Below are 23,315 nucleotides of genomic sequence, written 5' to 3' on the forward strand. Positions count from 1 at the left end.
AGACATAACAGACGAATAATTAACACTAAATCATGAGTAGATAATTGTGCATAAACGAGCCATATACCCAGGAACATTTGATCCCGTAACCAATGGTCACGCTGATCTTATTGAGCGTGCTGCAAAATTATTTAAGCATGTGGTTATTGGCATCGCTGCTAACCCCTCTAAAAAGCCGCGTTTCACACTTGATGAGCGAGTGCAGCTATTAAAAACGGTGACCGCACACTTAGATAACGTCGAAGTGGTCGGTTTTTCGGGCCTGCTGGTGGATTTTGCCAAAGAGCAGCGGGCCAGTGTGCTAGTTCGAGGCTTGCGGGCTGTTTCTGATTTTGAGTATGAATTCCAATTGGCGAACATGAATCGCCGCCTTAGCCCCGATCTTGAAAGCGTATTTTTAACTCCTGCTGAGGAGAACTCTTTTATCTCTTCTACCTTGGTTAAAGAGGTTGCTCATCACGGTGGTGATGTGAGCCAGTTTGTCCACGTTGAAGTTGCTAATGCACTCATTGAAAAAGAAAAAGGTTAAGCCACAAACCATGAGAAAGCTTGTTGTATCAATCAGTATTAAGCTGCTGACATTGTGCGCTGTTTGTTATTCGACAATCATTAGCGCCGCGCCTTGGGTAGATACCTCTGACATCTATTTACGGGCAGATATTCAGGCATTGGCCGATGCAGGGGTGATCACCGTTCCGGTCAACACGTATCCGTTGATGTGGTCAGGTATCGGTGCAGATCTGGCTAACGCTGAGCCATCAACCTTTTCTCCAGGCTTAGTCGATGCGTACGCGCGGGTTAACTTCAGTTATCGTAACGCTGTCGGTAATCGTGGCAATACCCGTATTAAATTAGCAGCCGCTAGCGATGCGGCGCGGTTGCAACACTTTGGCTCAGATTATAGAGAGCAAGGTGAGGCGACGGCGTCATACGAATACCTTGGCGATAGGTTTGCCTATAAGATCTCCACCTCAGCCAACTACGACCCAGCTGATGATAAATCACTACGCCTTGATGACTCCTACCTTGCGATGGTCATGGGTAACTGGATGGTGACTCTTGGCGCCGTTGAGCAATGGTGGGGACCTGGATTTGACTCTGCATTGCATAAATCTAATAACGCCAGACCGATGCCGTCGTTAATGTTAGCGCGTAATAATGCCCAAGCGTTTGCAACGCCGTGGTTGTCTTGGATTGGACCATGGAACTTTACTGCGGGCGTGAGCCGGATGGAGGAGGAGCGTGCGGTGCCTAATCCGCTGCTGTGGAATTTACGCGGCTCTATACGTCCATTGCGTCAATTAGAGATTGGTGTCTCTTGGACAACACAGTTCTGTGGTGAGGGGCAAGAGTGTTCTTTTGAAAGTGCTTTTAAATCAATCACTGGCCAAAAAGATTGCCGCAATGAAGGGGCTGATGGTTGTACCAATTATGGTAACCAAATAGCGGGTTATGATATCCGCTTTAGCGATACTTGGTATAACGTACCGTTCGGCCTCTATTATGAAAGAACTTGCGAAGATTCTAAGGGTTCAATGCCTTGGGATATCGTCGACTGTGGTTCGATGTTTGGCGCCGACACCCGTTTTAATTTTGATGGTCAGCAGTATAAGTTGTTCTTTGAATACACCGACACCATGGTTTTTTGTGGTGAAGATGAAAACGCCTTTAACTGTTTTTACGAGCACTCAACCTACAAGAGTGGTTCACGTTATTATGGCCGCGCTTTAGGTAGTACTTATGACAGCGATGCCAACGTGTATGTCTTGGGTTTAATAGGCCAGTACGCCAACAGTAAAGGTTTTACCTCGCTGCTGCGCTATGCGCAACTGAACAAAGATGGCGCTAATGCGAATGCAGATTGGGCTCCTCAGCCACCGAAAGAAGACCTGCTGATGCTAGAGCTAAGTTATCGTATGCCTTTCTGGCAGGGGATGATGAGCGTGGGTGGCACGATATCGCAGTCCGAATTTGAAGAGCAAGACAATGAAACCGATGCAACAGTCTTCGGTACCTATGAATATCGTTTTTGATCTTCTATCTGCTGTGGCTTTGCGATAAACCATGAATATTAAATTAGCAGTTAAGCTGCTTGGGCTGTTATTCATCGCCATTTTAGTCGCTGTGGCATTCCAACAAGGTTTCTTTCAGCGCCTAAGTGATAGCCAATGGGTTAGCGATTATGTCGCACAAAATGGCTCACGGGCGATTGCTGAACTGGTATTGATGGGCGCGCTATTCTCTTGTATCGGCGGGCCTAGACAGGTACTGGCATTTGCTTTTGGTTATGCGCTAGGCGGTGTCAACGGTGCTATCTTTGCCACCATTTCAGCCTTATTGGGCTGTATCATTCTATTCTATTTTTCTCGCTTTGTTTTTCGCGAGCAGATTAAGCGTCGCTTCGAGCACAAGTTAGCCAAGCTTGAAGCCTTGATCATCCACAAAACCTGGCTTAAGGCATTGATGTTCCGCTTGTTGCCGCTGGGTAGTAACTACATTACCAACCTTTTAGCGGGCACGACTTGCGTCAGTCCGTGGCAGTTTTTTGTGGGCAGTGGCATTGGTTTTCTGCCGCAGATGTTCATTTTCAGCTTTGCCGGTGCCGGGGTTAGCCTTAGCGATGCACATCACCTGCAGTTGAGTGGTGGATTATTTGCGCTGGCGTTGTTAATCGGCATATACCTTTACCGCACACGACTAGGCAAAGAGCTTAATCAGGCGGTAAAAGCGGACACTTGATAGCTTGAATTAGCGCTGTTGGCAAATACTACAAAACACCGTAGCACGTTGACCCACACGTACTTCACTCAGCAGTTGGCCACAATGAGTGCAAGTTTCCCCCCCTCGACCATAGACATGTAGCTTTTGAGCAAAATAGCCCGGCTTGCCATCGGCATTGGTAAAGTCCTTTAACGTGGTACCTCCCTGTTCAATCGCTCGCGCTAGGATCTGTTTCACTTCAGCAACGAGAATGGTGATACGTTCGGCATCCACTTTACCCGCTTCAGTTTGCGGGTGCACTCCCGCCGCAAATAGCGCCTCATTGGCATAAATATTACCCACACCCACCACGATATGGTTGTCCATCAAGCACAACTTAATGGCTTTCTTCTTATGCTTTAACGCGTCGACTAAATACTGTGGGTGAAAGCCGGCTTCTAGTGGCTCAGGCCCTAGTTTCGATAGCAGTGGATGAGCTTGTTCTGGCAGTTCGCTCCATAACCAGGCACCGAAACGCCTTGGGTCGTTATAGCGCAGTATCTTACCGCTGGCGAGTACCAAGTCGATGTGATCATGTTTTTCGACCGGACTGTTGACGGGCAATATTCGTAAACTGCCCGACATGCCCAAGTGGACTATGGTGGTGCCAGCGGCGGTATCAATCAGTAGGTATTTTGCACGGCGGCGCACCGCGGTAATCGTCTGACCAATTATCTGTTTAGCGATCTCAGGGACTGGCCATCGCAGTGACGCGTTACGTACGATTAGATCGGTCACAATGTTATCAACCAAGTAAGGGGAGATCCCTTGTTTAGTGACTTCTACTTCTGGCAGTTCTGGCATTTAGGATCTCTTCTTTAACGCTGTGGAGTTTCGATAGGTATGGATATCGATGTATTAATGAGCTCGGGCACGAATGATGGGGCTGAGTTGCTCTCGTAAACTGGCAGGAATCTGATACCAGTTACCCGCGGGAGACTTTAGTAAGCCTTGGCTGCTAAATAGTACCCAGACTTGTGCCGTGTCATTATCAGTAATTTGAATCACTAGCTCAATGGGCTCACCTGCTGTTTCAGGCTTATCGACGAGGGCCGAAATATGCACTAGTTCCCACGCATTGGCCCATTCGAGGCAATTGAGGATCTCTTCACTACATTGCCAACCAGATTGCCGTTTCTGCAGCCAATACTCGCCCAGCTGTAACTGCGACAGTGGCGCCGATTGGTCGAACAGCGCCTGAGTTTGCAGCGGTTTTATATGGCTATTGTCCTCAATCACAGTGAGCACTGAGATCATAAAAATAGAAGCGAGAATGATAATGGTATTCCACTTTCTGCGGGATAATGCCATGGGGATAGAATTCAATTGGGTATCTGACTATTAAGTGTATCTGCAAGTGGGGATAACCACAAACTTGGCGCACGGTGGCTGACCGTTGGACACTTTTTTGATCAAACTTCGTTTGATGAAGATCGTGGTACTTCGCCAATTCTTGTAATCAAGAGTCGAGCCAAGGGGCAAAGCGCTTGTACCCGCTGTTGATTTCATAAGAGTCAATCCCTCAGCGCCCCGGCGAAATTTAAACAGCGAAATTTCCAACGGGGGAGATTGGTGTCTGCAAATTTGGCTACTTAAATGCAAGTTCTGATGTTCACTGGTGTGGAGGTTTATCAAATTTAAAAGCTTTTATTGATAAGCCTAATGCTGAGAGTTTGCGCTTTTATAACCCAGTGTAGATGCAGCTGAGGCCTTCGATTTCAAGGATGAAATATGGATGGCGTAAAGCGTGCCTCAGTTGCGTCTGCACATACGCCGACCGCAGGTCATTGGAACCATAGATGTTGAAAGTTCACTCAGTATTGATTGTTCCCTTAAAACTAAGGCCTTGCGGCCTATTAACGTCGTGGCGCTTCGCCATTCTTGTAATCAAGAGTCGAGCCAAGGGGAAAGCGCTTGTCCCTGCTGTTGATTTCATAAGAGTCGAATCCTCAGCGCCCCGGCGAAATTTAAACAGCAAAATTTCCAACGGGGTAGATTGGCATTTCCTCCGTCCATGGGGGTCAGACATTTTCGTTGAGCTTACAGGGACCCTTTCTTTTGTAAGACGGGTCGCTGACAACTTTCCGCCAATTTTTATACTTATGCTTTCGGGTTAAAAAGTACTAAAAATCTACTTTTTGTGTGAATAATGCAGCCATCAGCTGAGATTGGCTGGGTAGGCTATCTGTACGAGTTAGCCCCTTGCTATCGCTTATCTGAATTACCGGGTGTTGTATATAATCTCGTGCTTCATCTTGTGTCATCAACACTGGAAGTGACACGGTATAATCAACTCCTTCTTGTGCCGATACATGCCAGAATAGTGGCTTTGACTTTACTAGAGATCCTGAATCATCAGCGTTAACAGCAAAGCTTTCTAGGTATGTTAGCTTTATTAAGTTTTGCCCCTCTGCCAACTCAAACTCTTGAGAGTTATTCACTTGTACACCATTAATTTCTGATACTTGTAAACCGCTAGGTATAAATACACTTGCTGCAAAAACCGATGCTGAAGAGGTGGCTATTATGGCGGCTAAGACTGCTTTAGTGAGTAATTTCATATTTGACTCCAAGTACTCTTATTGAGTTTAAGTAGGTTTTAAGTGGACTGCTTGTCCGTTGATAAGAATAATATTGTCTCCCGTCGGGGGAGGGTCAAAGACTTTTTCTATTTTATTTGCGGTAAAGGGGGAATTCTGTATTGGTTAACAAAGTGGTCTGGGTTTCAGCGTTAATCAGCCATATGGAACAACTACCTTGCTAGCTCGGCAATAAATCGTTAAGTTTACCTGAATAATCAAAATCGCAACCGCTGGTTGACAAATTAACAAGTCTGCTTGGTAGTCTGCAACTGCCTGATTTTCTAAGATTACCGTTCAATAATAGACGCATGGATGAGCTTTATGATTTTAGCCGATAAGATTATCAGATTACGAAAACAGTGTGGCTGGTCGCAGGAAGAATTGGCTGCAAAGATGGATATTTCCAGACAGTCAGTCTCGAAATGGGAAAGCGCAAGTAGCATACCTGATTTAAACAAAATCATTATGCTAGCCAAAATTTTTGACGTGACCACTGACTTTTTACTGAAGGATGATATTGAAGTACCTGATCCACTCCATGAAGGAACAGAGCTTGGTAGCATTCAAATCACCCTAGAGCAGGCATCAAAGTATGTTGAGAGTAAGATAGAGGCCTCGGCCCTAACCACTAAAGGGGTGGTGCTTTGCGTATGCTCGGTAGTGCCGCTGTTTTTCTTTTTGGCAATGGCTGAAACAAACCGATTGAATTTGACTGATGATCTGGCGCCAGCGATAGGTGTTGTCTGTATATTGATAATGGTTTCTGTAGGAGTCAGTTTTTTTATCCGCACCAATCAATATGAGAATGACATTGCACAAATAGAAAAAGAGAAATTTGAATTGGCTTATGGAGTGCACAGCGTATTTACCGAAAAGTTACAGCAATTCAGGGGGACTTATAATCGCTGGCTATCAGTCAGTATATTCATGTTTATTTTCAGCTTTGTCCCTCTGATGTTTACCAGCATAGTTTTTGATGGGGCTGATATTACTCACATGATGCTAATTGTGCTGTTATTGATGATTTCAGTAGGGATATACATTTTGGCCCCTGTTACAGCCAGATACGATGCCTATAACAATATTTTGATCGATCGTTGTTTGGATACTGAAGGAAGTCGGCGTACAAAGCGTGCTGAGAAGCTTGCCGCGTTCTACTGGCCCTTGTTAACCGCCATCTATCTTGGCTGGAGCTTGTGGACTATGAACTGGGGAGTGACTTGGATTGTTTGGCCTGTCGGTGCGGTTCTGTTCGCAGCACTGGTTGGATTAATGGAATTAACAACTAAAGATACCACCCAGGTTTGACGTTTTCGTTGTTGGAGTCGAAGGGGCGCTCTTTTGGCTGAAGCTAGCTGGCTTCAGCCCCAAAACGTTTGAGCTATCTATTAGTGTTATCAAGCTACGCTTGACCAAAGTCGTGGGATTCCATCCCACACCTAGGCAAAAGGGGATCAACAGCAATCCCCTCTTGCCTAATTCTTGATAAACAGTCCCGTGCCGCCCCTGACGAAGTTACATGCATTAAGTACAGGCCTCATACTCCAACAAAAATCGCCTAACGGCTCAGATGGTACATCCATGTACCCCCGAGCCTGAACCATCATCCATGATGGTTCTAAGGTATTTTTATTTGCGCACTTCGGCAACTTCGATGGGGAATTGGCGTTTTCTATTCGTTAGGTGGGGTGGTGACTTTGGTGCCCCTAATTGAGAACACGAGAGCTGGAGCCTTGTTATTGTGCTTTTCCAACCCGGTGCAGATGCGGCCGTCGAAAACAGGGCCAATTCTGTTCCATACAGAATTTGGCATTTCCTCCGTCCATGGAGGTCAGATGTTTTCGTTGAGCTTACAAGGACGTACTAGCAGCGAGCCTCAGTTGCGTCTGCACATACGCCTGCCGCAGGCAATTGGAACCACATATACTCGACGTTGCGACAAACTGATTTACAGCCAATAAAGGTATGCCTGTCCGATCTTTTGTTTCCAGCCTAAGGGCTTCATCAATCAATCCTTTTTTTCTTAAATAATAAGGAAGGGTGATCGTTTCTCTAAGCAGCAGTAGTCGCACGCCAATAAACGCCAAAATGGAAGCGGCGCGCTCTAAATTTTGCGGCTCTGTCATTCGCAGCCGTTCAGCCCCTGCGCCTGTTTTCCAGGCTTTATGGAAATCTTCTACTCGCCATCGGGCTGTATAAATGTCAATGATATGCAGGGCTTGCTTTAAGGTATCGATGGGTTCAGTGGTTAATAGCACCCAACGTAATGGCTCGGTCACTGTGGATGATGTTTTCTCTTGGGCATAAATGACATTAACGGGTTTCGCACCATCTTTAGCATTAAGTGTGACGGTAGCGACTTTGACTGTTAACTTGGCTTTTCTTGCCGCTCGATTAGTGGCTTTTCCTTTATTTGTTTTCATTCCCTTTTGAGCAATATCGATGCTATACGTGCCTAAGATGGACTGTGCCTCAAGGTGCTCAAACAGTTTTTTATCTGAGTTTTCGATGATCATTGAATGCTTTGCTCTTATCCAAACCGTTCGTTATGTTTTTGTTTATCTTGGATATAACTTAATATATCGGCCTCTCTATCGCAGACTGAAATCACCCGCGACATGGTTTCACCTAAACGCTCTCGGCAAAAATGCGACGCATCCGGCCACTTGCCACTTTCTTTTTCATCAGCATCTTCGGGATTATTGGGGCGACACCACCAATCTTGATGGATTAAACCAATGGTTCTGGTGCTGTGACTGTCCAACAGCATGACTGAGTGAACCCACCAACCACGTGATTTATCGGTCTTTTTCCCGAGCTTACCTAAATCAGCAGCGACCTGATGCTTATAGCTAAGTGAGGTGGTATCTTCTAACGCGAGGATTTCAGCAAACGAGGCGGCTTCATTTGCGGTATGTTGAAATCCTGCGACTCGGATCATATCTGGAGAAACATTATCATTGCGGATCAATCGGTAAGCCCCTTCTAGTTCAGCTTCATTACCACGACATGATAACGCGATAGACTTACCGCTGCTACGTGCCATGTTTGCAGCGGTACTCACTAACCTATGAGCACGGCGCATATCACCTAATTTGGCTTGTTGAAAATGAGAGGCGGCCCATTCATCTGCATTGAAAATCGACATGGTTAACACTTTAAGCTATTGAATTTTATGATCAGATCGTGGAAATCCTATAAAGTTCAATTTTCTCAATATTTGTGTAGAAGAGTCAGCCATCCATGTCATGGTCGAGCTTCCATGGCTAATTCTGTTTCATACAGAATTAGGCACGTCAGTTAGATGGTTTACGTTGAGCTTACAATGTGCTTACCGCTGTTTGCACAAATTAATAGTCATATTGATAAACTATTCAGGAGCAAGAAAGATGTACAATGAAAGTATGAGTAGAGCAAAAATTGCGGCTTTTACAATAGGCGAAATAGACATATTGTTATCTGTTTTTTTCACGTTATTCGTATAAGAAATCAGAGCAAGAGAGAGGATGCTTCCTTGGAGGATGTTTACAATAATCATCAGCTGATAGTTAAACGGAAATCCACTTCCCATGATCCAGGTTGAAGCTGCAGATGAATGGCATAAGCATACAACTACTGTGATAAATAATGCCAGATTTCTAGTTGAAAGCTTCAGTATTACAGCAAGTGTTACGATCCAACTAGCAACACCAAAAACAAATGCATAAGGGCTTATGGATAACAGAGCTTTAAAGTTCTTTGAAGCTTCATTCACTTCACTGTATTCAGTCAGCCAGTATTGAATGGATTGGCCATAGAGTGTCAAAGTAGCATCTAAAATTACAATAAGAAAAATAGGTATTAATAATACCCATTTGGGATGATCTTGGATTGTTTTCATTGTTATAAAAAAAACAGATGCTTAAGGTAGGCATCTGTTTTTAACCTCGTTAAGAATACAGTTAGTCTAATTGCGTCCTTGCGTTCCTGGTCGCATGACGCATTGCAAGCCATTAGAGTACCATTCACCATTGGTCTGAGCTCCTTGGGTACCACGGAGTCCATCTAGTGCGGCTGCAGACGCGAACCCTCCGGTGATCAGTCTAAGGTCTTCAATTTTCATTTCTTTAATTTTTAGATCTTTTTTAATGCAGTTCTAAAAACGTCCTTTTAATAAAATATAATCTTGCATTTAGTTGGCTGTTGCACTGTAAAGGCCAAACTCTGGCGAGATAAGCATAACGCACCAGTAGTAGTATGTTGTATTTTGCATGCAAAGTGCAATATTGGCGTAATACAGTAGTTGAAATAAAAATAATTTTTTATTAGTGAGTTTCATTCGTACAGGAAACCATATGAATAATCTGTAATTTAATCTATCACTGAAGTTGCTTAGTTATTTAAGATGTTGTTTTGTATGCCTTTAATTAATCATTTTTAATGGCTGATGCGAGGTGTAAGGTCGTGCTTTAATAAGCTAGTGTTGATGTTGATGTTGATGCTATGAATGCTATCGCGGAGTTTCCATGGCAAATTCTGTTCCATACATAGTTTGGTATTTCCTCCATCCTTGGAGGTCAGATGTTTTCGTTGAGCTTACGGGGACCCTTTCTTTTATAAAGAGTTGCGGCGAGTCTCAGTAGTGTCTGCACTTACGTTGACCGCAGGTCATTGGAACCATTTTTGTTAGCAGCTAGCGCATTTCTGCCCCAAAGTTTGTTGGTCGGCTATTCGGTTTATCAAGCAGTGCCTGACCTTTAAGAAAGGTCAAAGTCGTTGCGCTTCGCCCACACCAGAGCCAAGGGGCAAAGCGCTTGCGCCCCTTGGCAATCCCTCAGCGCCCCGGCGAAATTTAAACAGCAAAATTTCCAACGGGGAAGATTAGTGTCTGTAAGTTAGGCTACTTAAATGCAAATGTGATGTTCACTGATGTGTGGGGGGGTATCTAATTTAAAAAGCCTTTATTGGTAACTTGAATGCCAAATGATTACGCTTTTATAACCCGGTGCAGATGCGGCTGAGGCCGTCGAAATTAGGGCCAATTCTGTTCCAGACAGAATTTGGCATTTCCTCCGTCCATGGAGGTCAGACGTTTTCGTTGAGCCCACAAGGACCCTTTCTTTTATAAAGAGTTGCGGCGAGCCTCTGCAGCGTCTGCACATACGCCGACCGCAGGTCATTGGAACCACAAATGTTTTAAGTTGCAACAAACTGATTTACTTGCAATAAAGATATGCCTGTCCGATTTTTTTTAACCGCCATCTACCTTGGTTGGAGCTTGTGGACTATGAACTGGGGAGTGACTTGGATTGTTTGGCCTGTCGGTGCCGTCCTGTTCGCAGCACTGGTTGGATTAATGGAATTAACAACCAAAGATACCACCCAGGTTTGAAGTTTTTGCTGAGCCCACAAGGACGTGTTCACGGCGAGCCTCAGCAGCGTCTGCACATGCACATGCACCTGCCGCAGGCAATTGGTACCACTGCTGGTTGGGTAGCCCTCTGAGTTACTTTATTAATTATAAAGATTAGGCCTTACGGCCTAAAAGGTCGTGGCGCTTCGCCCACACCAGAACCAAGGGGCAAAGCGCTTGCGCCCCTTGGCAATCCCTCAGCACCCCGGCGAAATTTAAACAGCAAAATTTCCAACGGGGGAGATTGGTGTCTGTAAGTTTGAATCGCTGGGTTAAAATCATGATGTTCACTGAAATAAGAAGCGCATAATCTCAAATGCTTTTATTGATAACTTTAATGCCGAGAGTTTGCGCTTTTCGAAACCTGTGTAGATGCGGCCGAGGCCGTCGAAAACAGGGATGTTTTCGTTGAGCCCACAAGGACGTGCTTGCGGCGAGCCTCTGCAGCGTCTGCACATACGCCTGCCGCAGGCAATTGGAACCACATATACTCGACGTTGCGACAAACTGATTTACAGCCAATAAAGGTATGCCTGTCCGATCTTTTGGTTCAATTATGCGGAGTACTAACCATAAAATTATACCGCGCTGAGGGTTTAGTCAGTTTACATCAATAGGTTACATTGATATGTTTAATGTCAATTAATTAACGGCAGGGATATATCCGAGACGCTGGATAATAAGCTGTTATGTTTTAAGGACTATTCGTGTTCAAGTTTAACTCTAATGCAAAAAACTATATTTTCAGAATAGCGCCATTGGCTATATTGCTTGTAATGTTTGGTGTTATCTTGAATGAAGAGCAAAATAAAAAAGAAGTGCTTTATCAATTGTTTCATAGCGCCCAAGCGGCTGACAATCAAAATGAAGTAAGGTTTTATCGTTACCTTAAAGATATAAATTGCTCAATGATGGCAACAAGTTCAAATGATAAAAAGGTATTACAAATGTACATAAAGGTATTTGAAGATAGTATTTCAAATATGCTTACTGAAAGTCATACATCCCAAAAGACTAAAGGGCAGATTGAATCTGCTTTAGAGTATATTCCTTGCGAATGCAAAACTGGATCATAATAATAATTTAAAGCGGGACTGCTAACAGTTTAAAGCAGGCATATCTCCTCAAGCTGAAATAAGCACGGTTAGAATCTTCGTTCTAACGCATTTCTGTCCTAAAGTGAGTTTCACCTAACCTTCAAACAGGGGTTAAATCAACAAATAGGTTTTGAGTTTCTAGCAGCCAGATAAACAAAACCCGACGTTTTAGGCGTCGGGTTTTCGGTTTGATAACTCATTAAAAACAGTCAAACACTAACGGCTAATACAAATGCTAAAAACAAACACCATCAGCGAAATTGACTGTTCAAGTAACAGCTATCCACCGGTGGCATTCATAAACCGTAGGATCTGGGTTTCACCGTTGGGGTCAAAGCGATGCTCTTTTGGCTTGTGCTTGATGCCATCTAGAATGGCAGTTTTTAGCTTTTCTATGTCACCGGGGAACTCACGCACTATGGCTTTTAAGTCGACGGAGTTTTCATTGCCTAAACACAGCAGTAAACGACCTTCTACCGTGACTCGGACTCGATTACACTCGTGGCAAAAGTTATTGCTGTGGGGTGAAATAAAGCCTACGTGAATATCGCTGCCGGGCAGGGTGTAATAACGCGCAGGCCCGCCGGTTCGGCGATTAGATACCGTTATTTCATAACGCTCTCTAATGAGCCTTTTGATCTCATCGCTGCTGCAATGGCGGCTGCGTTTGCGCTCGTCGATCACCCCTAAAGGCATCTCTTCGATAAAGGCGATATCGAGATCACGATCACGGCAGAACTCAATCAGATCCAGCACTTCATCGTCATTTTGACCGCGTAGGATCACCGCATTAACTTTAATCTTTTTAAAGCCAGCTGCTCGTGCGGCATCAATACCTGCAATGACGCGGTTTACCTTGCCGTTACGTGTCAGCTCAGTGAAGAGATCCGGTTTTAACGTATCGAGGCTGATATTGAGGCGGTTAAGCCCGGAATCATGCATCTCTTGGGCAAAACGGGTCAATCGAGAACCATTGGTGGTCATCGAAAGCTCTTCGAGACCGGGGAGCTTGCCGAGTAGCTTAACCAATTTGTTGCAGTCGGTTCTCACTAAAGGTTCGCCACCTGTTAGGCGTATTTTCTTAACGCCTAACTCGGTAAAAGCCTGTCCAATCCAGGCCAATTCTTCAAGGCTTAGCACATGTTCTTTGCTTAAAAAACAGGGATCTTCACTCATGCAATAGACACAGCGAAAATCACAGCGGTCAGTTACAGACAGCCGTAGGTATTCGACCGTACGGCCAAAGTTGTCAACGATCAAACTCATACTACTTACCTATATGACCCTTAAAGAAGGTCGGAAAAAGGTTGAATATACACTGTGTCACCTGGATTCAACTGGTCATCTTTCTCGCCTATCACGATGAGACAGTTTCCTTTTACCATAGAGCTAAGCATCCCTGAGCCTTGAGCACCTGTTGTGGTTACATGTAACTTGCCATCTGCTGACAGATGGTAGATCCCGCGCATAAATTCGGTACGACCGACTCGGCTGCGCAGTGGTTTATCTGTAATCGCTGGCACCATAGTCGGTGTCCAGTTTTGCTCTCCGGCAAGTTTGCGGATAGCGGGTTGTACAAATTGTAGGAACGACACCATGACCGCAACTGGGTTGCCTGGTAAGCCGAAGAACAGGCTGTTGTCGATCTGACCGAAGGCCAATGGGCGGCCTGGGCGCATGTTGATGCGCCAAAAGTTTATCTGGCCTACTTCTTCCAATACGGTTTTGATGTAGTCAGCATCGCCGACAGATACGCCACCTGAGCTGATCACGATATCAGCTTGCTTAGCTGCATCGGTCAACGCCGCAGCTAGTGCGGTTTCGCAGTCTTGAATAATGCCTAAGTCTATCACTTCACAACCGAGCTGCTGCGCCATCGACTTGATAGTGTAGCGGTTGGAGTCAAAGATGCAGTTAGGCTTTAACGGTTCGCCTGGCTGGCAAACTTCATCACCGGTAGAAAATACCGCAATGGTTGGACGCTTGAAAACGGCTAGTTCGCCAAAGCCTAATGAGGCAAGTAAACCTTGTTCTGCAGCATGTAGACGCGTGTTTGCGGCTAGTGCGGTCTCGCCTTGGGCTATATCTTCGCCAGCTTGTCTTACGTGTTGGCCTAAAGCCATTTCACCTTCAAACTCGACTTTGCCGTCTTGCTCATTTGCCAGTTCACGCAGCTGAATGGTGTCTGCACCCGCGGGCATGGGAGCGCCTGTCATGATGCGTACCGCTTCACCGGCTTGAATAGTGCCAGCATAAGCGTGACCCGCCATCACTTCGCCCATTACGGTATAGGCTTGGTTGTCTTCGCCTAACTTAAAGGCGTAACCGTCCATTGCTGAATTGGTGTGTTGTGGCACATTAACCGGAGAGATGGCATCTGCAGCCAGCACTCTATTTTCAAGTGCATCTAGCTCAACGTTTTCAGTTGCTGTCACTGGTGTGACATAGGAAAGAATTTTGTCGATGCCTTGGCGTACTGACAACGTAGTGCTGTTATCGAGTTCGCAACCACAGCTGGGTGCCATCGGCAGGTCGATTGGGCATGGCTTCCACGTTGCGATGTACTCGCTAACGTAATCGGCAATTTGCTCAACGTTATTGATGTCTAAGCGGCGCAACTCTTGTGGTATCTCGGTGTCGTCGCAGCAGGCAATCGCAAGAATATTATCATCAAAGGTGTGAATGAAAGGTTTGCCATGAGCGGCTCGATGCAGCTCAATTTTTGGTAGCTCGAGCTTTTTAAAGCCCTCTACCAATACGATGTCGACCTTGTCCGCTTCAATCTGCTGTAATAGATGCGGTAGCTCAGGATCTGTGTCTCTGGCATCTTCAGTCATTAAGGCCCAGCGCACGTGTGATGCCACTAGCATCTGTTTGGCGCCTGCTTTACGCATCTCATAACTGTCTTTGCCGGGAATATCGACATCAAAATTATGATGAGCATGCTTGATGACGGCAAGGCGAATGCCACGGCGATTAAGCTCTGGGATTAATTGTTTCAATAATGTGGTTTTGCCAGTGCCACTGTAGGCACAAAATCCGAGAACGGGAATAGGTAACGGATTGGTAAAGGGTATGCTCATTTACACCTCTGGTTGTTTTTTTCGTTGGTGATGGCTTCACTAAGCTGCTGTTTTTGTTCTGGCGTATTGACGTTAATAAAGGCATTTGGCTGGTCGCTGAACTCGGTCACCACATAATGGTGTTTGGCGTACCAAAAATAGATTTTACGCTCTCCGCCATCTAAAAAGGCTTTCATTGACGTGCGTAAACTGGGTTTTAATAACATGACAACGGGTTGCTCACGCTTACCATCACTCGCCACCGCAAGCTCTGCATCGGCACTCTCTAACTGAGTTAGCATGCGTGCCACTAAATCCAGCGGTAACAATGGACAATCGCAAGGTACGACCATCAAGTAGTCCGCATTGGTATGACTCATTGCAGTGATCATGCCTGCCAATGGACCTAAATAACCGCTATCTTGGTCACTTATCACCTTAAAGCCGAATTCAGAATACACCTTTTGGTTGCGGTTCGCGTTGATCAGGATCCCCTTAACTTGAGGTTGTATCCTATCAATTGTATGTTTGATCATCGCTTGGCTATCTAATTCAACTAAGCCTTTATCGTCGCCACCCATACGCCTGGCCATTCCGCCAGCGAGGATCACAGCATCGATCGTTGTCGTCATCACGTCTTCCCGTTATTAGTTGCAGCTTACTTAACAATAGCAATCATATTCCGTCGCTTAATAACTTAATGTTGGCGGAATAGCAATTTGGGTCTAGTTACTTGGCCATACTGTTTAGCATGTTGGGATTAATATGGACTGCTAAAGTTGGTGCTGCTTCAGGCACCTTATCACTGGTGCTAATTCTATTATTATCGATTAGCCATGCATGGTCGCAGATTTGCGTCAGCATACATGACTGATGGCTACTAATTATCATCCCCGTACCTTGCTGTTTTAGATCGGAGATCATCTGCAAGACCAGGCGTTGTGAATGCTTATCCATATTTGAGGTTGGTTCATCAAGCATCAACAGTTTGGGCTCTACAATCCAAGCTCGTGCTATGGCCAATCGTTGTCGTTCACCACCAGATAAACTGGATGCCGATTGCGACAGTAAATGAGTTAACTGTGCCATCTCAATCGCTTGTTCTGTACGTGCATTCAGCTTTGCTTTGTCGCAGTTTGAGAAAGCCAAAGGATAGGTGAGGTTATAAAGCACGCTGCCATCAAAAAGATAAGGGTGCTGATGCAGATAAAACGCTTTACCCACAATGGCATTGCTGCGCCACCATGGCGCAATTGAATAACCGATGGCCTGTACTTGGCCTTGACTGGGTTTAATCAGTCCAGCCAATAATTTCATTAACGTGGTTTTGCCGCAGCCGTTATCACCCTGTAGATGAATCACTTGGTTTTGCGGAAAAATAAGCTCTTGAGCGCTGAACAGATGCTTATCATCGAAACGCATCTCAAGATCTTGTGCAATAATTTTTGCCATGCTAATTAATGACTCCTCGGCTCGGCCTTGCCTCTTAGCGTACCTAAGGCAAAGTTTAGCACTAGTGCTAATACTAACAGGACAAGCCCAAGTGCTATCGCTTGGGCAAAGTCACCCTTACTGGTTTCTAACGCGATAGCGGTGGGAATATTTCGAGTGACACCTGCAATGTTGCCGCCGACCATCATTGAGCAACCTACCTCGGTCAGAATACGGCTAAACGCGGCGATAATAGCTAATAATAGTGGAACTTTGAGCTCTCTGCAGACGGCCCAAATTGCGCTGTACCAAGGCGCGCCTAATGTTCGGGAGGTTTCCCAAGCGCGGCGGTCAACACTGGTGAACGCCGCTTGGCTCATGGCGACAAGCACTGGCGCACAGATCATCATCTGGCCTAAGATCATGCCTTTTTGAGTAAAAAGCCATTTTAGATCGCCAAGTGGCCCCATGCGAGTTAACAGCAGGTAGACTAATAATCCGATAACAACGGTGGGAATGGATTGCAGAGTTTGAATCAAATTGGTGACCAGCCAGCGGCCACGGAAGCGAGAAAAAGCCAATATGAAGCCGAGCACCATTGAGGGCAGCAAGGTAATCACCAGTGCTGCAAATGATACTGAAAAAGATACCGATATAATGGACCAGACTTCTGGATCCAATGAAAACAGCAGGCTTAACGCCTGCTGTGTTAGGGCTAACCAGCCTTCATTCATTCGCTATATGTTGCCTTGAACAATTGTTCACCCTGAACCTTATAGTTGTTGATCATCCCTTGCGCCTGCGCGCCGATCAGCCAGTCGCTTAATGCTTTAGCCCCTTTATGGTTTAAGTCAGGGTACTTGTCTGCATTAATCAGCATGATTTGATATGGATTCGCCAGTGCTTGCCCGCCATCAAAATCTACTGCAAGGCCGATTTTACCTGAATATGCCACGAAAGTACCACGGTCAGATAAGGTATAACCTTGTAATTCGTTTGCCATTAGTAGCGTTTTGCCCATGCCTTGGCCTACAGAAGTATAGCCGTCAAATTCAGGCTTAACATTGGCTTTACCCCAAAGGATAAGCTCTTTCATGTTGGTGCCTGAGTTATCACCGCGTGAAATGAATGGCGTAGCGGATTTCGCTATCTTGGCAAATGCCGCTTCGGCAGAGTCACTAGAGCGGATGTTAGCAGGATCATTCTTTGGACCTAAGATAACAAAATCGTTTTCCATGATCCCACGTGGAAGTCTGCCATAACCTTCAGAAACAAATTTGGCTTCTGCAGCGGGTGCGTGTGTCATTACAACATCCACATCACCTTGGCGAGCCAGCTTAAGCGCTTTGCCTGTTCCTGTAGCAATCACCTGTACTTTATAACCGCTTTGGGCTTCGAAAGTCGGTAACAGGTTTTTTAATAAACCTGAATTTTCAGTACTGGTCGTGGTTGCTAGCTTAATAACTTCATTGGCTTGAGCTGGCATTCCAACAAACAATGCAGCAGTCACAGCAAGACCAATAACGCGTTTAAGGTTTAACATTTTTACTCCTTGGCAAATATAAAAGGGTCACTCCATACCTGAGTCACCACTGGAAAGTGAAATCACTTCTCTATTTGAAGAGCAAGTTTGATGCCATTTATGTATTCGAGGATTTTGTATCACATCAGTCGCTTAAGTGTGAGCTTGATCCCATGGTTATTAAAAACCATTCAGACAATATGTCCCAACGTCGTTAAAGCGTGGTTCATAGTGACCTATTCCCCCCCGTTAGGTGATAGACTTTGTTCATTATGAGTCAAAATGTCCTGTTTAAGACAAGATGAGCCAGAGAGTAAATGACATGAAGCCACTTCCTTCCGCGGTATCGGTACTAATTGTTGACGATGAACCTGGTATGCGCAGCTTTTTAAAAAAGGCACTCGCTAAGAAATTTGCACTGGTGGAGACGGCTTCCAGCGTTGAAGATGCAGAACAACTGCGTTCGCGTTGTCATTTTGATCTACTGATCGTCGATATTCGTCTGCCTGGCCGTTCAGGAATAGAGTGGCATGAAGCGCTCAATGATCAAGAGCGACGCTCTGACATCATCTTTATGACGGGTTATGCCGATATGGACGTGGCCATCAAAGCGCTTCGTGCAGGCGCATCTGACTTTATTATGAAACCCTTCCATCTCGAACAGATGATGAAATCCGTTGACCGCTGCATTGAGCGACGCTTATTGAAGCGCGAAAACTTGATGTTGCGCCGCGAAGTATCGTTCAATCAATCGTCCACCATCATCGGCCAAAGCGATGCTATGAGCGAAGTGAAAGATATCATTGCCCGTGTAGCGCCAACTAATGCGGTGGTGCTCATCGAAGGTGAGTCGGGCACCGGTAAAGAGCTCGTCGCTAGGCAGCTGCATACCTTAAGTGGACGCCAAGGGCCATTTGTGGCGGTGAACTGTGGTGCTATTGCGCCAGAACTGCTTGAAAGTGAGCTATTTGGCCACTCAGCTGGTGCTTTTACTGGCGCAAAAGGTAACCGCGAAGGGCTATTTAGCTTTGCATCGACTGGCACCATTTTCCTCGATGAAATTGGTGAAATGCCGTTAAAAATGCAAACCGCTTTACTACGCGTGTTAGAGCAACGAACCATCAGGCCAGTGGGCAGTGAGAAAGAGATTAATATTGATGTCCGGGTGCTTGCGGCAACAAACCGTAAGTTATCTGAAGAAGTCGCAGAGGGTAACTTTAGACGAGATCTCTATTACCGCTTAAACGTACTCGAGATTGTTGTCCCACCACTGCGTGATAGGCCAGAGGATATTGTAGAACTAACGCATCACTTCACCTGCCAATTAGCAGCAGAATTGGGGGTAAAAGAGGTGGTCTGGAGCCATGAAGACTTACTCAAGTTACAGCAACACGAATGGCCGGGTAATATCCGCGAGCTGCGTAATATGATTGAACGCTGTATATTGCTCGGTAAGCCGCCTGCCGAGTACTGGAAAACCCAACCTAAGGCTGAGATGGTTGCCGAATCTGGCTACCCATTGCAATGGGCGCTGAAAGACGTTGAGCGCGATCACGTGACTCGAGTCGTTGATATACATGGTGGTAATAAGTCAGCTGCAGCAAGAGATCTTGGCGTGTCACGTAAGACCCTAGACCGAAAATACAAAGAGTGGTTTGGCGGCGAAAAGAACATAGAAGCATAACAACGAGTTAGTCAGGAGAGTTTAGGTGTCATTTTTTTCCAATATCTTTGGTGTTAGTTGGCAGCAGATGCAAGCTAAGGTGCGCTATCGCATCCTTATTCTGACCCTACTACCGATTTTGTTAACACTGGTTAGCCTAGTGTTTATTACCATCTATTGGAATATAAGCTACACAGGTCAGCAGCTCTTTATGAAAGTAAAAGCTGATTTAACCGTGGCCAATAGTACCCTGGTATCGGTGCAAACCACTCAAGAAAAACGCCTTGAACTGGTGATGGAGTCTTGGGCATTTCAAAATGATTTTAGAAAAATAAATTTCAATGGCAAATTATCTAGAGAAGCACTGACGCAGCATCTATCACAGACTAAAGTTGATATCGATTTAGATTTCTTACGTTTAATCAGCGTTGCTGAAGCGGCGGCTGACCCCGATCTGCGGCAGATGTTACCTCATATTGAAGCTGACCAACCATTTTCTGGACTGATGGTGTTGTCACCCAGTCGTCTTTCTCGTATTGACCCTGTTCTGGCTGAGCGAGCCAAAGTCACGGTAATGAAAACACAAAGAGCGCAGGAACCGAGCAAGACGGAAGAGAAACGTGGTTTATTAAGCCGTTCATTACTGCCCATCCCTGATGCATCAGGGAATGTTGCTTGGTATTTAGATGGTGGTATTTTGCTCAATCGAGATGCTAGAATCGTCGACCATATTCGCGATCTGGTGTATGACAAGGGGACACTGCCGGAACGTTCCATCGGTACCGTGACCATTTTCCTCGATAATATTCGTATTAGTACCAACGTGCCACTGCATTTTTTCCCTCAAGGTGACAATGAACGAGGTAGAGCGCTTGGCAGCTTGGTGTCGTCAGAAGTGCGTGAAAAGGTGTTAAATCAGGGCTTGCTATGGGTCGATCGTGCCTTTGTATTTAATGATTGGTTTATCTCGGCGTATGCGCCATTAATGGACGTACAGGGAAAACGTATCGGTATGATCTATACCGGATTTTCTGAGTCACCCTTTATTCACAACTATTTACTCAATATTATCGAACTTGGCACTATTTTAATGTTGGTGCTATTGGTTTCTGGTTGGCTGGTTTATCGTGGCGCCTACAGCTTATTGCAACCGATTGAGCGTATCCACCATGTGGTAAAAGCGGTGCAATCGGGGCGTAATCTACGTATTGGTTCCTTGGGTCTTGATAGTGGCAATGAACTGTCTAATCTTGCTGAACAGTTTGATCGTATGCTGGATCTGTTGCAGCGACGTAATACGCAGATCCAAGCAGCTGCAGAGCAGTTGGAGGTTAAAGTAGAAGAGCGTACTCGCAGCCTGCAGGAAAAAACTGAAGAACTGCAAGCGAACGTAGCATTACTGAATGAAACTCGTCAACAGCTAGTCATCAATGAAAAGTTAACCGCGTTAGGTGAGTTAACCGCAGGGATCGCCCACGAAATTAATAACCCGACGGCGGTGATCTTGGGCAACATGGAGTTGTTAAAGTACGAGCTAGGCGATAAGGCTGATGTCGTTGAAGAGGAGATAGAGCTAGTTATTCAGCAGGTTGGACGTATCAGTACCATTATCCGCAGTTTGCTGCAGTACAGCCGTCCTGGGGAGTTTAATGCCCCACTGGAGATGCATCAAATCACGCCGATTATTGAAGAGATGTTAGTGCTAGTACGTCACTCAATACAAACGCAAGAAGTGGTGCTTAGCCAAGAGCTTAATGCAAGTTATCCAGTGCAAGTTAACCGTCCGCAATTACTGCAGGTATTGATTAATATTGTAGTCAACGCCGCACATGCAATCGATGATAAGGGTCAGATATGGATCCGTACATACGACTGGGTACAACGTGGTGAGCCTGTTGGGGTCAAAATTGAGATTGAAGATGAGGGTAAAGGCATTCCTGAAGAGGAACTTAATCGTATTTTCGACCCTTTCTACACTACCCGTAAAGATGGTACTGGTCTGGGACTATCGTTAAGCTACGGTATTATAAAACGTATTGGTGGCACTATTGAAGTGAGCTCTACTGTGGGTAAAGGCAGTTTGTTCACCATTGGTCTGTACCATACTGCGGTAGAAGAGCAGACAAATGCCCCTTATGAAGGCCTACAGTTTCACGGTAACCGCGCCGCCCCCTCCTAATTCCTATCAACGCTGGGCCATGACTAATATTTTTATTTAACGCGGGGATGATAATCCCGGCTATCAAAAAGCGTGTGAGCAATGTGGTGTAGCCATTGCTGGTTGCAAGCGTATGCAAGAGGCTATCATCAAGGAATTTCAGGCAAAAAAAAGCCGGGATAAAAATCCTGGCTATTAAAAAGCGTGTGAGCAATGTGGTGTAGCCATTGCTGGTGCAAGCGTATGCAAGAGGCTATCATCAAGGAATTTCAGGCAAAAAAAAGCCGGGATAAAAATCCTGGCTATTAAAAAGCGTGTGAGCAATGTGGTGTTGCCATTGCTGGTTGCAAGCGTATGCAAGAGGCTATCATCTAGGAATTTTAGACAAAAAAAAGCCAGGATAAAGATCCTGGCCACAAAGTGTGTGTGAGCAATGTCGTGCTGATACCAATAATATTTAATATATTGCCAATTCAGAGGCTCTCAAACTTTTCAGTTCAAGGCGCATCGATGAGATAATGGCTATTCCCTTGTAAATCAATGCAAAGCAGAAATGGAACGTTTGAGAGCCTCCCTTTGGGCGGTTTTCAATGCGCTGTATGCTGCGTTGAGCGATTTCGCTATAGAACAACTATTAACTTCAATCATTCGCCTTGCCTTCAGCGCATTGAATTCCCGCTGAACGTACAAATATTGAGTATTATTGGTATATAAACTCGAACCATAAGGAGATGAGATCCCTAAAAGTGTGGAGTTCTGGAACGCATGTAAATAATAATCATTATCATTTGGTTGTGCAAGTTTTATTTCCACTTTAGGGCTAATTAATTTATCGCTAGGAATTTCAGACAAAAAAAAGCCAGGATAAAAATCCTGGCCAAAAAGTGTGTGTGAGCAATGTCGTGCATATACCATGGGTATAAAAAAACTCTTTGCAGTATAAAGATGATGAGAACTTTATAGAGTGACCTGAGTTCTGGAACGCGTGGTAATAGTAATCATTCTCATTTGTATTTGCAAGTTTTATTATCAATTTAATGTCAGTTGCATCTAGACCAAGTGCATTAGGTATTAGACCTGTTTTTGCAGGTGGAGTTTGTTTTGGCTTAAGTGCTGATTATCAGCGGTCATCGCAGTGATCTGATATTGATTGTTGATTAACATTTTCAACATAGCAGGAAAGCAATTACGGGTCTTAACTTCGATACGGCTATAGCCTTGCTCGCGAGCCCAGCGCTCTTGATACTCAAGTAAGCTCTTGGCTAGACCTAAACCTCGGTAATCCGGTGCTACTCCACCAAGCCAGCTGTAAAATACATTCTCTGCAGTTTGATAGCCCAATTTAAAACCAGCGACTTCACCTTCTATCTTTGCGATAAGCAAAAGAGACGGTGTTGCTAGCAAGCGGTTACTGATTTCTTGGCTAGAATACGGCTGGTCAAATTCCGGGATGGCATCATAAGCGCTGCTCAGTAATGCTAAAGCTTCAGCTGTGAACTCAGTAACTGCTTCTATTTCAATCGTGTACATTTTCTACTCTCATTAATTTAGCCTGTTCACCTAGAATGCTCTCAATAAAATGAGCTAAAGGTGAACGAATCGGCTAAATTATAACAGGTCTGTCCAGTTGCTGTTAAGCCCTGGGAGC

General features: G+C 45.2%; 22 protein-coding genes. 8 read left to right on the plus strand and 14 right to left on the minus strand.

Annotation, left to right across the window (positions count from 1 at the left end; all coding sequences use genetic code 11):
* The first annotated feature begins 46 nt into the window (after window positions 1-46).
* Genes coaD through L2755_RS09325 form a run of 3 tightly spaced genes read left to right on the plus strand, consistent with a single transcriptional unit; the run spans window position 47 to window position 2,739 of the window.
* The gene (coaD, locus tag L2755_RS09315) at window positions 47-529 is read left to right on the plus strand and encodes a pantetheine-phosphate adenylyltransferase (protein WP_248980413.1); all 483 of its coding nucleotides are present in this window, start codon (window positions 47-49) and stop codon (window positions 527-529) included.
* A gap of 10 nt (window positions 530-539) precedes the next feature.
* Window positions 540-2,033: a capsule assembly Wzi family protein gene (locus L2755_RS09320; protein ID WP_248980414.1), complete on the plus strand. Its 1,494-nt coding sequence runs from the start codon at window positions 540-542 to the stop codon at window positions 2,031-2,033.
* Between the two features lie 31 nt (window positions 2,034-2,064).
* Window positions 2,065-2,739 carry a TVP38/TMEM64 family protein gene (locus L2755_RS09325; RefSeq protein ID WP_283102770.1) on the plus strand — a complete coding sequence of 225 codons (675 nt, stop codon included), beginning with the start codon at window positions 2,065-2,067 and terminating at the stop codon, window positions 2,737-2,739.
* Between the two features lie 9 nt (window positions 2,740-2,748).
* Here L2755_RS09325 and mutM read toward each other — a convergent pair whose 3' ends face one another.
* The 3 genes from mutM to L2755_RS09340 form a co-directional block, all read right to left on the minus strand.
* A complete protein-coding gene (gene mutM, locus L2755_RS09330) occupies window positions 2,749-3,564 on the minus strand; it encodes a bifunctional DNA-formamidopyrimidine glycosylase/DNA-(apurinic or apyrimidinic site) lyase (protein WP_248980415.1) in 816 nt (271 codons plus the stop codon).
* A gap of 54 nt (window positions 3,565-3,618) precedes the next feature.
* Window positions 3,619-4,071 (minus strand): hypothetical protein, encoded by a 453-nt coding sequence (locus L2755_RS09335; protein ID WP_248980416.1) that lies wholly within the window; start codon window positions 4,069-4,071, stop codon window positions 3,619-3,621.
* Between the two features lie 812 nt (window positions 4,072-4,883).
* Window positions 4,884-5,321, minus strand: a complete 438-nt coding sequence (locus L2755_RS09340) for a DUF2057 family protein (protein WP_248980417.1) — start codon at window positions 5,319-5,321, stop codon at window positions 4,884-4,886.
* Between the two features lie 333 nt (window positions 5,322-5,654).
* Between L2755_RS09340 and L2755_RS09345 the strand changes: the two genes are divergently transcribed.
* Window positions 5,655-6,650 carry a helix-turn-helix domain-containing protein gene (locus L2755_RS09345; RefSeq protein WP_248980418.1) on the plus strand — a complete coding sequence of 332 codons (996 nt, stop codon included), beginning with the start codon at window positions 5,655-5,657 and terminating at the stop codon, window positions 6,648-6,650.
* 542 nt (window positions 6,651-7,192) lie between these two features.
* Here the strand turns inward: L2755_RS09345 and L2755_RS09350 are convergent.
* The 3 genes from L2755_RS09350 to L2755_RS09360 all read right to left on the minus strand — a co-directional run bounded on the left by L2755_RS09350 (window position 7,193) and on the right by L2755_RS09360 (window position 9,222).
* Window positions 7,193-7,858 carry a transposase gene (locus tag L2755_RS09350; protein WP_248980419.1) on the minus strand — a complete coding sequence of 222 codons (666 nt, stop codon included), beginning with the start codon at window positions 7,856-7,858 and terminating at the stop codon, window positions 7,193-7,195.
* A 14-nt stretch (window positions 7,859-7,872) separates the two neighbouring features.
* Window positions 7,873-8,490 (minus strand): IS4/Tn5 family transposase DNA-binding protein, encoded by a 618-nt coding sequence (locus L2755_RS09355; protein WP_248980420.1) that lies wholly within the window; start codon window positions 8,488-8,490, stop codon window positions 7,873-7,875.
* Between the two features lie 222 nt (window positions 8,491-8,712).
* Window positions 8,713-9,222 (minus strand): hypothetical protein, encoded by a 510-nt coding sequence (locus L2755_RS09360; RefSeq protein ID WP_248980421.1) that lies wholly within the window; start codon window positions 9,220-9,222, stop codon window positions 8,713-8,715.
* A 1,332-nt stretch (window positions 9,223-10,554) separates the two neighbouring features.
* Here L2755_RS09360 and L2755_RS09365 point away from each other — a divergent pair.
* Together L2755_RS09365 and L2755_RS09370 are read left to right on the plus strand one after the other, a co-directional pair.
* A complete protein-coding gene (locus tag L2755_RS09365) occupies window positions 10,555-10,713 on the plus strand; it encodes a hypothetical protein (RefSeq protein ID WP_248980422.1) in 159 nt (52 codons plus the stop codon).
* A 728-nt stretch (window positions 10,714-11,441) separates the two neighbouring features.
* Entirely contained in the window at window positions 11,442-11,810 is a 369-nt protein-coding gene (locus tag L2755_RS09370; protein WP_248980423.1) for a hypothetical protein, read from the plus strand.
* 300 nt (window positions 11,811-12,110) lie between these two features.
* Here the strand turns inward: L2755_RS09370 and moaA are convergent, their stop codons facing one another.
* The 6 genes from moaA to L2755_RS09400 all read right to left on the minus strand — a co-directional run bounded on the left by moaA (window position 12,111) and on the right by L2755_RS09400 (window position 17,867).
* A complete protein-coding gene (moaA, locus tag L2755_RS09375; RefSeq protein WP_248980424.1) occupies window positions 12,111-13,097 on the minus strand; it encodes a GTP 3',8-cyclase MoaA in 987 nt (328 codons plus the stop codon).
* A gap of 20 nt (window positions 13,098-13,117) precedes the next feature.
* Window positions 13,118-14,914 (minus strand): bifunctional molybdopterin-guanine dinucleotide biosynthesis adaptor protein MobB/molybdopterin molybdotransferase MoeA, encoded by a 1,797-nt coding sequence (locus L2755_RS09380; protein ID WP_248980425.1) that lies wholly within the window; start codon window positions 14,912-14,914, stop codon window positions 13,118-13,120.
* Window positions 14,911-15,525, minus strand: coding sequence for a molybdenum cofactor guanylyltransferase MobA (gene mobA, locus L2755_RS09385; protein ID WP_248980426.1), 615 nt, complete (start codon window positions 15,523-15,525; stop codon window positions 14,911-14,913). Before mobA ends, L2755_RS09380 begins: the two co-directional genes overlap by 4 nt.
* A 97-nt stretch (window positions 15,526-15,622) precedes the next feature.
* On the minus strand, window positions 15,623-16,351 hold the full coding sequence (locus L2755_RS09390; protein ID WP_248980436.1) for an ABC transporter ATP-binding protein: 729 nt from the start codon (window positions 16,349-16,351) through the stop codon (window positions 15,623-15,625).
* Window positions 16,351-17,058 carry an ABC transporter permease gene (locus tag L2755_RS09395; protein ID WP_248980427.1) on the minus strand — a complete coding sequence of 236 codons (708 nt, stop codon included), beginning with the start codon at window positions 17,056-17,058 and terminating at the stop codon, window positions 16,351-16,353. Before L2755_RS09395 ends, L2755_RS09390 begins: the two co-directional genes overlap by 1 nt.
* Window positions 17,055-17,867, minus strand: coding sequence for an ABC transporter substrate-binding protein (locus tag L2755_RS09400; protein ID WP_248980428.1), 813 nt, complete (start codon window positions 17,865-17,867; stop codon window positions 17,055-17,057). The genes L2755_RS09395 and L2755_RS09400 overlap by 4 nt, the downstream gene beginning before the upstream one ends.
* Window positions 17,868-18,147: 280 nt before the next feature.
* On the opposite strand from L2755_RS09400, the gene L2755_RS09405 reads away from it, so the two are divergent.
* Both L2755_RS09405 and L2755_RS09410 read left to right on the plus strand, forming a co-directional pair.
* Complete coding sequence (locus tag L2755_RS09405; protein WP_346348086.1) at window positions 18,148-19,530, plus strand: sigma-54-dependent transcriptional regulator; 1,383 nt, start codon at window positions 18,148-18,150, stop codon at window positions 19,528-19,530.
* 25 nt (window positions 19,531-19,555) lie between these two features.
* Window positions 19,556-21,688 (plus strand): sensor histidine kinase, encoded by a 2,133-nt coding sequence (locus L2755_RS09410; RefSeq protein WP_248980430.1) that lies wholly within the window; start codon window positions 19,556-19,558, stop codon window positions 21,686-21,688.
* 516 nt (window positions 21,689-22,204) lie between these two features.
* Here L2755_RS09410 and L2755_RS09415 read toward each other — a convergent pair.
* Both L2755_RS09415 and L2755_RS09420 read right to left on the minus strand, forming a co-directional pair.
* Window positions 22,205-22,519 carry a hypothetical protein gene (locus L2755_RS09415; RefSeq protein ID WP_248980431.1) on the minus strand — a complete coding sequence of 105 codons (315 nt, stop codon included), beginning with the start codon at window positions 22,517-22,519 and terminating at the stop codon, window positions 22,205-22,207.
* Window positions 22,520-22,738: 219 nt separating this feature from the next.
* Window positions 22,739-23,197 (minus strand): GNAT family N-acetyltransferase, encoded by a 459-nt coding sequence (locus L2755_RS09420; protein WP_248980432.1) that lies wholly within the window; start codon window positions 23,195-23,197, stop codon window positions 22,739-22,741.
* Window positions 23,198-23,315: the final 118 nt, after the last annotated feature.

The organism is Shewanella abyssi (assembly GCF_023284025.1).
Classification (GTDB): Bacteria; Pseudomonadota; Gammaproteobacteria; order Enterobacterales; family Shewanellaceae; genus Shewanella; species Shewanella abyssi.

Excerpts from the sequence above, each read along its gene's own strand:
- L2755_RS09380 (WP_248980425.1), bottom strand. The coding sequence starts at position 14,914 with ATGAGCATACCCTTTACCAATCCGTTACCTATTCCCGTTCTCGGATTT.
- L2755_RS09340 (WP_248980417.1), bottom strand. The coding sequence starts at position 5,321 with ATGAAATTACTCACTAAAGCAGTCTTAGCCGCCATAATAGCCACCTCT.
- L2755_RS09400 (WP_248980428.1), bottom strand. The coding sequence starts at position 17,867 with ATGTTAAACCTTAAACGCGTTATTGGTCTTGCTGTGACTGCTGCATTG.
- L2755_RS09420 (WP_248980432.1), bottom strand. The coding sequence starts at position 23,197 with ATGTACACGATTGAAATAGAAGCAGTTACTGAGTTCACAGCTGAAGCT.
- L2755_RS09345 (WP_248980418.1), top strand. The coding sequence starts at position 5,655 with ATGAGCTTTATGATTTTAGCCGATAAGATTATCAGATTACGAAAACAG.
- mutM (WP_248980415.1), bottom strand. The coding sequence starts at position 3,564 with ATGCCAGAACTGCCAGAAGTAGAAGTCACTAAACAAGGGATCTCCCCT.
- L2755_RS09320 (WP_248980414.1), top strand. The coding sequence starts at position 540 with ATGAGAAAGCTTGTTGTATCAATCAGTATTAAGCTGCTGACATTGTGC.
- L2755_RS09335 (WP_248980416.1), bottom strand. The coding sequence starts at position 4,071 with ATGGCATTATCCCGCAGAAAGTGGAATACCATTATCATTCTCGCTTCT.
- L2755_RS09365 (WP_248980422.1), top strand. The coding sequence starts at position 10,555 with ATGCCTGTCCGATTTTTTTTAACCGCCATCTACCTTGGTTGGAGCTTG.
- mobA (WP_248980426.1), bottom strand. The coding sequence starts at position 15,525 with ATGACGACAACGATCGATGCTGTGATCCTCGCTGGCGGAATGGCCAGG.
- L2755_RS09405 (WP_346348086.1), top strand. The coding sequence starts at position 18,148 with ATGAGCCAGAGAGTAAATGACATGAAGCCACTTCCTTCCGCGGTATCG.
- L2755_RS09360 (WP_248980421.1), bottom strand. The coding sequence starts at position 9,222 with ATGAAAACAATCCAAGATCATCCCAAATGGGTATTATTAATACCTATT.
- moaA (WP_248980424.1), bottom strand. The coding sequence starts at position 13,097 with ATGAGTTTGATCGTTGACAACTTTGGCCGTACGGTCGAATACCTACGG.
- L2755_RS09350 (WP_248980419.1), bottom strand. The coding sequence starts at position 7,858 with ATGATCATCGAAAACTCAGATAAAAAACTGTTTGAGCACCTTGAGGCA.
- L2755_RS09395 (WP_248980427.1), bottom strand. The coding sequence starts at position 17,058 with ATGAATGAAGGCTGGTTAGCCCTAACACAGCAGGCGTTAAGCCTGCTG.
- L2755_RS09355 (WP_248980420.1), bottom strand. The coding sequence starts at position 8,490 with ATGTCGATTTTCAATGCAGATGAATGGGCCGCCTCTCATTTTCAACAA.
- L2755_RS09325 (WP_283102770.1), top strand. The coding sequence starts at position 2,065 with ATGAATATTAAATTAGCAGTTAAGCTGCTTGGGCTGTTATTCATCGCC.